Annotated in this window: 6 protein-coding genes and 1 tRNA gene; 3 read left to right on the top strand and 4 right to left on the bottom strand. The window is 36.0% G+C overall.

All coding sequences use genetic code 11. From position 1 onward, the window contains the following. Positions 1 to 806: 806 nt before the first annotated feature. The 4 genes from AC07N0_RS03795 to AC07N0_RS03810 all read right to left on the bottom strand — a co-directional run bounded on the left by AC07N0_RS03795 (position 807) and on the right by AC07N0_RS03810 (position 5,826). Positions 807 to 877, bottom strand: a tRNA-Cys gene (locus tag AC07N0_RS03795). Between the two features lie 222 nt (positions 878 to 1,099). Then, a complete protein-coding gene (rpsA, locus tag AC07N0_RS03800) occupies positions 1,100 to 2,917 on the bottom strand; it encodes a 30S ribosomal protein S1 (RefSeq protein ID WP_492800895.1) in 1,818 nt (605 codons plus the stop codon). A 291-nt stretch (positions 2,918 to 3,208) separates the two neighbouring features. Continuing rightward, positions 3,209 to 4,081 (bottom strand): inositol oxygenase family protein, encoded by an 873-nt coding sequence (locus tag AC07N0_RS03805; RefSeq protein ID WP_492800896.1) that lies wholly within the window; start codon positions 4,079 to 4,081, stop codon positions 3,209 to 3,211. Positions 4,082 to 4,203: 122 nt separating this feature from the next. Further along, positions 4,204 to 5,826: a sodium/sugar symporter gene (locus tag AC07N0_RS03810; protein WP_494588171.1), complete on the bottom strand. Its 1,623-nt coding sequence runs from the start codon at positions 5,824 to 5,826 to the stop codon at positions 4,204 to 4,206. A 170-nt stretch (positions 5,827 to 5,996) separates the two neighbouring features. On the opposite strand from AC07N0_RS03810, the gene AC07N0_RS03815 reads away from it, so the two are divergent. The 3 genes from AC07N0_RS03815 (at position 5,997) to AC07N0_RS03825 (ending at position 11,359) form a co-directional block, all read left to right on the top strand. Continuing rightward, positions 5,997 to 6,971, top strand: a complete 975-nt coding sequence (locus AC07N0_RS03815; RefSeq protein WP_494588172.1) for a hypothetical protein — start codon at positions 5,997 to 5,999, stop codon at positions 6,969 to 6,971. A gap of 520 nt (positions 6,972 to 7,491) precedes the next feature. Next, complete coding sequence (locus AC07N0_RS03820) at positions 7,492 to 8,475, top strand: ribonucleoside-diphosphate reductase small subunit (protein ID WP_492800899.1); 984 nt, start codon at positions 7,492 to 7,494, stop codon at positions 8,473 to 8,475. Positions 8,476 to 8,731: 256 nt separating this feature from the next. Continuing rightward, a complete protein-coding gene (locus AC07N0_RS03825) occupies positions 8,732 to 11,359 on the top strand; it encodes a valine--tRNA ligase (RefSeq protein WP_494588173.1) in 2,628 nt (875 codons plus the stop codon). Positions 11,360 to 11,801: the final 442 nt, after the last annotated feature.

Genomic DNA, 11,801 nt, shown 5'->3' on the forward strand with positions numbered 1-11,801 from the left:
TTCAATTATCTAAACTCGACTACTCCTCTAGAAATAAGAGGAACAAAATTATTTTTTTCAGCAAAATTACTATTTAGACACTTTTGCGGGTCACAAAAGTACAATTGGATTATTTATGAACCAATTAATTTAATGTGCATTTTTTGCAAATTTCGTATCGCTAATACCAATTTAGAATCTTTCTAATCAAGCCATCATTTTCCCTCTTTTTCTTGATTGAAATTTCCTTTGATTCGTTTGTACAATATCAAGACCGCTCTACGCTATAAATTAACCGCTCATAAAGGTAATAAAGAATTAAATTTTTGCAGTATGAAAACAATATTTAGATTGATTTTACATAACATATTATCAAGTATATTTTCAATTATCAAAAATAAAAAGAATGAACATTTGTTAAGTTTATAAGCAGGGCAAAAGAGGTGTTAATGAGGAAGCTATTTAAACTTTCCCTTTCGGGTTAAACTAAGTCTTTTAGAATAGCTTGTTCCAAAATTTACTCTACGTAGCGATGCTATGCTTCCCAAATGTTGAAAAAATCAATTCTAAAATACAATACTTTCACCTCAGAAACGGAAAGTTTAAACAGCTTCAAGAATAAAGTTATTAAATAATTCATTTAGTAGGTACGTGCTCTGTAATATTTATAACATAGCGATTATAGCCCTTTTAAAGCAGTTAACAATGCCAAACTGCTTAACGGTTATTAATATTGTTTAGGACGAAAGAGCTATAAAACAAAAAAGTCTTTCAACAGTTGTTGAAAGACTTTTTTGTTTTTCCCTGAGTTATCAGACGTAACTCTGAGGTCTCGAGCGGATTCGAACCGCTGTAGGAGCTTTTGCAGAGCTCAGCCTAGCCACTCGGCCACAAGACCATTTGACTGGAGTGCAAAATTAATAGAAAAAAGATTAAAACAAAAGCCTCTTTTATATTTATCTATAATCTTTTTCAAAAAAAAATCTTCAATAAAGGTAACCCATTGGCTTAAACCATTTTAAAACATTACCAAATTAGTGAGGTTGGTATATAAATAAACAAAAAAACGACCTATTAGCAAAGCCAACAGGTCGTTTTTTGTATTCAATAAGAAAAAAGATTACTCAGCAGTGTTTGCTTTTTTATCTAATTTCTTTTTTGCCTCTTCACGAGCTGAATCTTCCATTTGAGCTTTCAATGCTGAAAGAGCATCTAAATCACCTAACGTAGATTTTTCAGTATTATCAGCTAATTTCTGAACGTCTTTAGCTGTTTTCTTTTTCTCTTCAACTACTGCTTCTTCTTTCGCATCGTTGTAAACTCTTACGTGAGAAAGAACAATTTTACGGTCTTCTTTTTGGAATTCAATTACTTTGAAATCTAATTGCTCACCTACTTCAGCGATTGAACCATCTTCTTTAGTCAATTGCTTTAATGGAGCGAATCCTTCGATTCCGTAAGGTAACTCTAAAGTAGCTCCTTTATCATTCTTCGCAACGATTGTAGATTTGTGTACTGAACCTACTGTGAAGATTGATTCGAAAGTATCCCAAGGGTTTTCTTCCAATTGTTTGTGTCCTAAAGCAAGACGACGGTTTTCAGCGTCTAATTCAAGTACGATAACATCTAATTTTTCGCCAACTTTAACGAATTCAGATGGGTGTTTGATTTTCTTAGTCCAAGACAAGTCAGATACGTGAACTAAACCATCAATACCTTCTTCTAATTCAAGGAATAAACCGAAGTTGGTTAAGTTACGAACAGTTCCAGTATGTTTAGAACCAATAGCATAACGAGCTAACAAATCTTGTTTAGTCCAAGGATCTTCAGTCAATTGTTTGATACCTAATGACATTTTGCGTTCAGCACGGTCAAGTGTTAACACAACTGCTTCGATATTATCACCAACTTTCAAGAAATCTTGTGGGTTACGCAAGTGCTGAGACCAAGACATTTCCGAAACGTGGATTAAGCCTTCAACGCCTTGAGTAATTTCTAAGAATGCACCGTAATCAGCAACATTTACAACTTTACCTTTTACTTTAGAACCAACTTCAGTAGTTTCAGCTAAAGCATCCCAAGGGTGAGCTTGTAATTGTTTCATACCCAATGAAATACGTTTTTTGTTTTCATCGAAGTCCAAAACAACCACTTGGATTTTTTGGTCAAGCTTAAGCATTTCTTGTGGGTGGTTGATACGACCCCATGAAATGTCTGTAATGTGAAGTAAACCATCTACACCACCTAAATCGATGAATACACCGAAGTTAGTCATGTTTTTAATTACACCTTCAAGTACTTGTCCTTTTTCAAGGTTAGTCAAGATAGACTGGCGTTGTTGCTCAAGGTCTTTCTCGATTAATACTTTATGAGATACAACTACGTTATCGTTAGCGTGGTTGATTTTAACCACTTTCACTTCCATTTTCTTTCCAACAAAGATGTCGAAGTCACGGATTGGTTTCACATCGATTTGTGAACCTGGTAAGAATGCTTCTACACCATAGATATCCACGATCAAACCTCCTTTAGTACGACGTTTCACGAAACCATCGATAACCACATCTTGTTCAAGAGCGTCTTCGATATTTTTCCATGCTGTCATTACTTTAGCTAGTTTACGAGAAAGAATCAATTGACCTGATTTGTCTTCTTGGTTTTCTACATAAACATCTACTACATCACCTACTTTCAAATCAGGCATATCTCTGAATTCAGAGGTTGGTACAAGACCATCTGATTTGAAACCAATATTCAAGATAATTTCACGGTCAGTAATCCCTACGACTGTTCCTTTTACTACTTGTTTCTCAGTAACTAAATTTAAAGTTTCCTCGATTAGAGCCTCCATTTGAGCTCTTTGCTCAGCAGAATAACCTCCACCGATACCTTTTGTGCCGACTAAATCCCAGTCGAAATCTGCTAATTGGTTAGCCATGTGTTTGATTAAAAGCCCTTTATACATCATCGCCCCGGGCAAAAGGCGAAGAAATTAAGTGAAATACCCTAAAAGTTGTACTTTATGGGGGTGCAAAGATAGAAAAAAAATGTAATGATTTGATAATGAGGAGGAAAAATATTTTTCGGGTATTTTATTGTCCGAAATCTTTGGAAAATCGAAGAAGACAGAGGATAATAATGAATTATTATTGTAATAGGCATTCTATAAACAGAATCAATATCTTAAAATACAAAAGCCATCCAGATTACTAGATGGCTTTTATATTGATTAAAACTTCAAGTTAGCTGGTAAGTATTTTTTCAGCAACTCTTTGTAATATGGTTTCAAGGCTTCTGTATCTGGAGGTACAGGAAGTTTTGAATACAAATCATAAGGATTGAATTTCTTCACCCATTCAAACATTTCATGGTCATGTTCATCCATCAAATGCTCGTAAGCGTTTTCACGGTGTTGTGAATAAAATGAGTGATAGCGAATCATGTACAAGGCTGGCTCTGGCAAATTATCTTTTACCATTTGATATAGGTATTCATCATGTCCCCACGACATATCCACATTTTTCAACCCACAATTTGGCGAATAAACACCATATTTAGTATTAAAACGTTCGTCGTGTGCATCTGGATTAGCCTCAAAATATTCTGAATAAACAATTTTATCTGAGTGCTTACACCCTACAGGGAAAGTATCTCCTACTACTGCCCATTGCGGTTCACCAAATAGGCAAAGTACTTTACCCATATCGTGTAATAAGCCAGTCAATACAAACCAATCTGGATGACCGTCTGCACGGATAGCCTCAGAAGTTTGTAATAAATGTTGCCATTGGTCTAATGAAGTATCAGGGTCAGAATCGTCTACCAACGAGTTTAAGAAATCAAAAGCATCCCAAATAGGCATTTCTTTTTTATCAAATTTCAAGAACTCAGCCTGTTTTTCTTTCACAAAGTCATAAGTTTGGTACTTATGATTCAAACGATAAAACTCCCGAACGGTATCTCTCTCGGGGTTGTCGTAGTTACGATACTCTTCTTTTGTCTTTGTAAAGGTAGTATCTTCTTCGGGATAACGCTGTAAAACATCGTCTTCCCATACATCCAAGCTCGCTAAGGGAGCGATTTCTTTTTCTGAAAATTCCATGAGACCAAAACAGATTAAATGGTATAAATTAATGATATTGAAAATTAGATAATTGTACTTAAAAATTGTATTATCAAAAGTATAAATTTTATTGCATACATTTGATACATTAGGTTTTGATTTTACCAAAACACGGTATAAAGTGCTGCTAAAACGCCGCAAATCAGCATTGAAATAACTACAAAAGAGCTAGATACCTTAAACATACTTGTATCTACTTCAAATCCTTTTGTTTCCTTTTTTCTTCTGTCTTCTATCAACGAAATGGTTATCATCAAAATTACTAAAATCAGATATACCCATAATGTTCTATCTAGAAAAGGAATAGGGTCTGTATGCATCCACTCTGGTAATATTTTGAATAATAGCGAGAGCGGTAAAGTTAATACAGCAGCAATAATTGCAGCATTTGAAGTTGTCTTTTTCCAGAACAAGCCCAGCGAAAATAATGCAAAAGCTCCGGGCGTAATATAGTTTGAATATTCTTGAATAAACTGATATGCCTGTTCTAGGTGGCGAAGCTGTGGCGTAACAATCAAGGCTATCGCAAAGGAAACCCAAACGGCGTATCTGCCTATTAAAACGGTTTGTCTTTCGGTCGCATCTTTCTTTAATATCTTTTTATAAATATCTAAGCTAAAAATCGTAGCAATACTATTACACTTGCTAGCCAAAGAAGCTACAATGGCAGCCGTAAGGGCTGCGAAAGCTAATCCTTTTAAACCTTGTGGTAATAAGTTCATCAATGAGGGATAGGCGTGGTCAGGCTTTACGACACCGTGTAAATCAACCATTTCTTGTTGTAAAGAACCATTGTTGTATAATACGTAGGCTGCTATACCCGGAATAACACAAATTAGTGGAATCAGTAGTTTTAAGAAAGCCGCAAAAATAATTCCACTTCTTGCCGTTTTTAAGTCTGCCCCCAAGGCTCTTTGAACGATGTATTGATTACATCCCCAATAATTAAGGTTGTTAATCCACATTCCTCCTATCAGAATAGACAATCCGGGTAATTCGTAATAATGCTTGTCGCCTTTTGAAAAAATCATGTGGAAATGATCATCAGCCTTTGTTTTCAGTAAAGACAATCCATCAAAAACACCTTCTCCACCAAATTTATCCGAAACCATATTGAGGGCTAAATAGGTAGTGGCCAACCCTCCCAGAATCAATACTACGACTTGGATAACGTCTGTATAGCCAATCACCTTCATCCCTCCCAACGTAATGAGAATAGCAAAAATAGATAAAGCACCCATACAGTATTCAAATTTTACGCCTGTAATGGTTTCTAAAGCCAATGAGCCCAAGTATAATATAGAAGTAAGGTTAATAAACACATACAGCAAAAGCCAAAATACTGCCATGATTGTCGCTACGGTATCGTTGTAGCGTAAAGACAATAATTGAGGCATGGTGTAAATCTTATTCTTTAAATAGATGGGTATAAAAAACACTGCTACAATGATGAGCGTAGCAGCCGACATCCATTCATACGAAGAAATAGCTAAGCCAATGGCAAAGCCCGAACCCGACATGCCGATAAAATGCTCTGCTGAAATATTAGAAGCAATTAATGATGCCCCAATAGCCCACCAAGTGAGCGAGCCTTCAGCCAAGAAAAACCCTTGGGTAGTGGTGTTTTTAGTTTTGTCTCGTTGAAATACCCAATAGCCATACGAAGCAACAAGGATTAAATAAAGTGAAAATACGACGTAGTCGAGTTGCTGAAGGCTATTCATATTAAATGGATAAAATCTAATTAATTCTAAAATATATCTAAAAGTAGATATTGATATTTTTTACTCATTTTAAGGAATATTTATATAACTCGGTTTCTATCCTGAATCACGATGGTCTCGAAATACTTTCTAATTGAATAAGTCGTTTACTAGCATATTAACATTGCTCCATGATGCTTTATAAAAACCCTTCCATATATTTTCTGGCTTTTGTAGTTGGCTTATCCTCAAAAAGTGTCGCTCAAACGCCGTCTTTGAGTCAACTGTTTTATCCGAACATTACTTTACGAGCAGAGTTTATGCCCGAAACATCTATGTCGAATGGACAAAAGTTTGGGTTTAGTAGAACAACTGCTTTGGGTATTATGCCATTGAGTACAGAAATTCAGGCAGGGATTGGTTTTGGTAAAAAAGCAGATATTCAAGCAAAGCATTCTTTATTAATTGCGAACCTTGCACAAATAAATACAACGATTGATGGCAAAGACCAGCCCGATGGTGGTTACAAAACCTTGGGGGTAACTTATGTGCAATTGAAAGCTAGTTTACGAGAAAAATTGTGGGTATATGCTGTAGGTGGAGGTATCACACAAACCAATGAAACTTTCTTGAATCCGCAACCTTATTTTTATGGTGGTGCTGCCCGCCTACGGATTTTGGGTTTGCGAACTCAGATTCTTTATGGAACTGCCATTATCTATAATCAGAAATTTAGAATTATTCCTGTATTTGGCTTTACAAAAGCGCTCGGTGATGACTGGAAGGTTTCGGGTATTTTACCCTTCAGAGCTAGCCTAGGGTATAAAGCAAAACCTTGGCTCCATCTGGATTTCAATAGTGTGTATGATGGATACAGTGCTGGTTATCAAGAATATGCTGTTCCAGAAAAGATGATTCGTCGCCAAAACTATCAACAGGTTAGGTTTACATTATCGGCCAATGCCCATGTATTAAATGTTTTCAACGTTGGAGTGGAGGGTGGATTAACTGCTTTCCGAAAAGTAAAAACATTTAATTCAGCCAACGAAAATTTAAGCACTTCTAGTTTGCCTGTAGCGCCTTATCTGGGGTTAAGTATAAGATATATTACCAGTAAATCTAAGATTTCATCAAAATTTTTGAAAAGTACTGGCATAGATTTTTAATACTATTCTGTAACATTCTGATAGACAATACTATCAATTAATCCTAACAAATAAATACTTTATAGTATTTAAATTGAGATTTTAAGCCCTGAATAATATTTCTAAAAATTCAATAATATTTCTTAGTTATTGAGCTAAAACCTTTCTAAATTTGAAAAAGATAGCTCAGCAATCGTATCAGCTTGAAGCTTCTTATGAATATGTATTTTGTACCTGCCTAATAGCCCACTAAAATTTTTATCTGATTAATTTTACACATTAAGCGTTCGTCTTGCAAAAAGGAGTGCTTATCAAAAACAGCAGATTTTTTTCCTGAAAATATAACTTCCTAACTACTTTTGATGTTGCGGTAAGTAGAGATTAGCAGAATTTAAGCTTAAAGCTTTGGGTTAATAAGTGTGAAAGACACTAATTACCTGACGTCCAATAATTTTAAATATTACAATAGAAAAACAAAGATTTTTATATAAAAGAATTGTTCAGATACTGAATTGCTGAACAGAAAATTCCCTTAAAAACCATGACAAACATTACGCAAATAGAGCCCCTTTTAGTTGAAGATCCAAACCGCTTTGTGTTGTTTCCTATTAAGCAAAATGATATTTGGCAATTCTATAAAAAAGCGGAAGCTTCTTTTTGGACTGCCGAGGAAATAGACCTTCAACAAGATTTAGCAGACTGGGAACATCGTTTAAATGATGGAGAAAGACACTTCATATCACACGTATTGGCATTTTTTGCTGCTTCAGACGGTATCGTAAACGAAAATCTTGCAGTAAACTTCCTTTCTGAAGTACAATACGCAGAGGCTAAATGTTTCTATGGATTCCAGATTATGATGGAAAATATTCACTCTGAAACGTACTCATTGTTGATTGATACTTATATTAAAAATCCTGTAGAGAAAGATAAAATGTTGCGTGCTGTGGATACAATTCCATGCGTAAAGAAAAAAGCTGACTGGGCATTGCGTTGGATTAACGATGGCAACTTTGCTGAGCGTTTAATTGCTTTTGCCGCGGTAGAAGGTATTTTCTTCTCGGGTTCTTTTTGTTCAATTTTCTGGTTGAAAAAACGTGGTTTAATGCCAGGTTTATCGTTCTCGAACGAATTGATTTCAAGAGATGAAGGTCTTCACTGCGACTTTGCTTGTTTGCTTTATACGGAACACATCAAAAATCAATTAGAGCCTGATTCAGTCTATAAAATTATCATGGATGCAGTTTCTATTGAAAAAGAATTTGTAACGGATGCTTTGCCAGTTTCATTAATCGGAATGAACGCTGAATTGATGTGCCAATACATTGAATTCGTAGCCGACCGTTTATTGTTGGCGTTGGGTTTACAAAAACAATATAATGCAACCAATCCATTCGACTTTATGGAGATGATTTCATTACAAGGCAAAACAAACTTCTTTGAAAAAAGAGTGGCAGAATATCAAAAATCAGGCGTCATGTCTGAAAAAGAATCAATGTCATTCTCTTTGGATGAGGACTTTTAGTCAATATATCTAGCATTAACGACAAAGCCCTCAGACAGTAATTGTATTGAGGGCTTTTTTTTGTTTGATTCAGTGGTATTAAAAGTATTTGCTTGTTACTCAATAGTCCTTTAGAAGAATATGACCAGTTTCAGGAAGCTTATCACTGATTCTCCTCAATATCTCCTTCCGTTCAATTGAGTCCTTTCCTTCAAAATCCGTATCTTTGCAACAAATTTCTGTCAGGGTAGAAAGACTGACTCACAATTCTTATAAAATGATTTCAAAAACATACGCTCCACAAGACATTGAAGCCAAATGGTACAAGTATTGGCTCGATAATAAATTCTTTGCTTCAAAGCCAAATCCAGACAAAGAACCTTATTCTATTGTAATTCCTCCGCCAAATGTAACGGGTGTGCTCCACATGGGACACATGCTGAACAATACTATTCAAGATGTATTGATTCGTAAGGCTAGAATGGAAGGCAAGGAAGCTTGTTGGGTGCCGGGTACTGACCATGCGTCTATCGCAACGGAGGCAAAAGTAGTGGCGATGTTGAAAGAAAGAGGTATTGAGAAAAAAGATTTAACGCGTGACGAATTCTTGGCTTATGCCATGGAATGGAAAGATAAGTACGGCGGAATTATCCTTGAACAATTAAAAAAGCTAGGTGCTTCGTGCGATTGGGATAGAACTCGTTTTACCATGGAACCATCATTGTATCAGGCAGTAATTGATACTTTCGTGCGTTTGTATGAAAAAGGAAAAATCTACCGTGGCGTAAGAATGGTAAACTGGGATCCACAAGGAAAAACAGCGTTATCTGACGAAGAGGTAATCGACAAAGATATTCAAGCAAAATTATATTATATTACTTACAACGTTGTTGGAGAAGAAGGAAGTTTAACGATTGCAACTTCTCGCCCTGAAACTATCATGGCGGATTCGGCCGTTTGTATTAACCCGAACGACGAGCGTTATACACATCTTCATGGCAAAACAGTAACAATTCCATTATTGGGTCGTGCCATTCCTGTAATTTTGGATGAATACGTAACGATGGATTTTGGAACGGGTTGTTTAAAAGTAACACCTGCTCATGATTTGAATGACTACGAATTAGGCTTAAAACATAAATTACCAGTAATCGACATTCTCGACGACGAAGGTTTCTTGAATGAAAAAGCAGTATTATTTGTAGGTCAAGACCGTTTTGCTGCACGTAGAAATATCGTTAAAGAGTTAGAGGAAGCTGGACATTTAGTAAAGGTAGAAGAATACAAATCTATCGTTAAGACTTCTGAGCGTACAGGTGCAGTTATCGAGCCTAAGTTGTCGCTACAGTGGTTTTTAGAGATGAAGGAAATTTCTCAGCCAGCTTTAGAAAACGTAATGAATGATAACATCAAATTGTATCCACCGAAATTCAAGAATATGTATTCGTCTTGGATGGAAAATGTGAGAGATTGGTGTATATCAAGACAACTATGGTGGGGGCAACAGATTCCTGCTTATTACTTGCAAGACGGTACTGTTATCGTGGCAAAAAGTAAGCGTGAAGCCTTGCGTAAAGCACAACACGAATTACAATTGTTTGCTTTGACTGAAGAAGATTTGACACAAGACCCAGACGTTTTGGATACTTGGTTCTCATCTTGGTTATGGCCAATTTCGGTATTTGATGGCATCGAAAATCCTGATAACGAAGATATTAAATATTATTACCCAACCAATGATTTAGTAACAGCACCAGAAATTTTATTCTTCTGGGTAGCTCGTATGATTATCGCTGGGTATGAATGGAGAGGTGAACTGCCTTTCAGAAATGTGTATTTAACGGGTATCGTTCGGGATAAATTAGGTCGTAAAATGTCTAAATCACTTGGTAATTCACCAGACCCATTAGACTTGATTGCTCAATACGGAGCCGATGGCGTTCGTACAGGGATGCTTTTTAGTTCTCCCGCTGGAAATGACTTAATGTTTGATGAAAAGCTTGTTGAACAAGGACGTAATTTCTGTAATAAAGTTTGGAATGCTTATCGTTTGGTAGAAGGTTGGAATGCAACAGATATTTCACAGCCACAGGAAAATTTATTAGCCATTCAATGGCTTGAATCACGTTTGAATCAGACGATTATTGATGTACAAGAGCATTTTGTGAAGTTCCGTATTTCGGATGCACTTTTGTCGATTTATAATTTAATCTGGGATGATTTCTGTGGTAAATACCTTGAAATGATTAAGCCTGCTTACGAACAGCCTATTGATAAAGCGACGTTTGAAGCTACAATTGCTCTCTTTGAAAAATTGATGTGTTTGGCTCATCCATATATGCCATTTATCACAGAAGAAATCTGGCAAGCGATTAGTCAACGTGGAGAAACTGAAAGTATTTGTAGAGCAGCTTATCCAATTGCAGGCGAAGTAAATGCTCAGCTTTTAGGTGACTTTGATGCCATGTTTACTATCGTTACCAAAATCCGTGAAACACGTAATGCTAAACAGCTTTCGCCTAAAACAGCCTTGCCATTATCAATCAAAACTGATGATAAAGCACGTTATCAAACGTTAGAAGGTATTATTCAAAAGTTGGCTAATACAGAAACGATTGAATATGTAAGCGATAAGGTAGAGGGAGCTCTTTCATTTGTGGTAAAAGCTGATGAGTTCTTTATTAACCTTGCTGGAGAAATAGACGTTGAGGCTGAATTAGCGAATGCACAGAAGGAATTGGAGTATAATTTAGGTTTCAAAAAATCAACCGAAGCTAAATTAGCTAACGAACGCTTTGTAGCTAATGCCAAACCAGAATTAGTAGAAAGAGAACGCCAAAAATTGGCTGATGCTGAATCGAAAATTAAGGCTTTGGAAGAAATGATTGCTAGTTTGAGTAAGTAATTAGCTGTGAGCCGTCAGCTATGAGCTATGAGATTTTATTTTCAAATTATATCATAAAAAAGACTCGGGAGAAATCCTGAGTCTTTTTTTTTTATTGGCAGTGAATGATATATGAAAGCTTGATTTTACCCGCAGATTTACGGTGATTTGATACGCAGATTCACACTGATTAAAAAAAAGCCAAAGTAAAAAGCCTATAACCGAAGCCCGATATCTGAAAGCTTGATTTTACCCGCAGATTTACGGTGATTTGATACGCAGATTCACACTGATTAAAAAAAAGCCAAAGTAAAAAGCCTATAACCGAAGCTCGATATGTGAAAGTTTTATTTCACCCGCAGATTTACGGTGATTTGATACGCAGATTCACACTGATTAAAAAAAAGCCAAAGTAAAAAGCTTATAACCGAAGTCCGATATCTGAAAGCTGATAGCTTAAAAA

Source organism: Arcicella sp. GW821-FHT09D11, assembly GCF_059416265.1.